We start from the raw sequence: 612 nt of genomic DNA on the forward strand, positions 1-612 counted from the left end.
ACGGGATCGAACCGCCGACCCCCTGCTTGTAAGGCAGGTGCTCTCCCAGCTGAGCTAATCCTCCAAAAGTGGTGACCCGTACGGGATTCGAACCCGTGTTACCGCCGTGAAAGGGCGGTGTCTTAACCACTTGACCAACGGGCCAAAAATATTATGGCGGAGAGCAAGGGATTCGAACCCTTGATACGCTTGTGACGTATACACGATTTCCAATCGTGCTCCTTCGGCCAACTCGGACAGCTCTCCAATCATGGCTCCGCAGGTAGGAATCGAACCTACGACCGATCGGTTAACAGCCGATAGCTCTACCGCTGAGCTACTGCGGAATAATATTAGCCTGGCAACGTCCTACTCTCACAGGGGCAAGGCCCCAACTACCATCGGCGCTAGAGAGCTTAACTTCCGTGTTCGGTATGGGAACGGGTGTGACCTCTCTGCCATCATTACCAGACTAYATTCACTYGAGACAAACATTATTATACTTGATTSAYTWAAAAAGTCAAYAAGTTTTTTATRTTCTCTCAAAACTAGATAACAYTTGCTTCATATTATATGGTTAAGTCCTCGATCTATTAGTATTCGTCAGCTCCACATGTCACCATGCTTCCACCT

General features: G+C 48.7%; 3 tRNA genes and 1 rRNA gene. All 4 read right to left on the reverse strand.

What is annotated here, in order from left to right:
• Positions 1–69: 69 nt before the first annotated feature.
• A tRNA-Glu gene (locus AC1DIT_RS28315) sits at positions 70–144 on the reverse strand.
• Positions 145–154: 10 nt separating this feature from the next.
• Positions 155–246: transfer RNA gene (locus tag AC1DIT_RS28320), tRNA-Ser, on the reverse strand.
• Between the two features lie 5 nt (positions 247–251).
• A tRNA-Asn gene (locus AC1DIT_RS28325) sits at positions 252–326 on the reverse strand.
• Between the two features lie 9 nt (positions 327–335).
• A 5S ribosomal RNA gene (gene rrf, locus AC1DIT_RS28330) occupies positions 336–451 on the reverse strand.
• Positions 452–612 lie beyond the last annotated feature (161 nt).

Source organism: Bacillus sp. 05T22 (genome assembly GCF_056396765.1).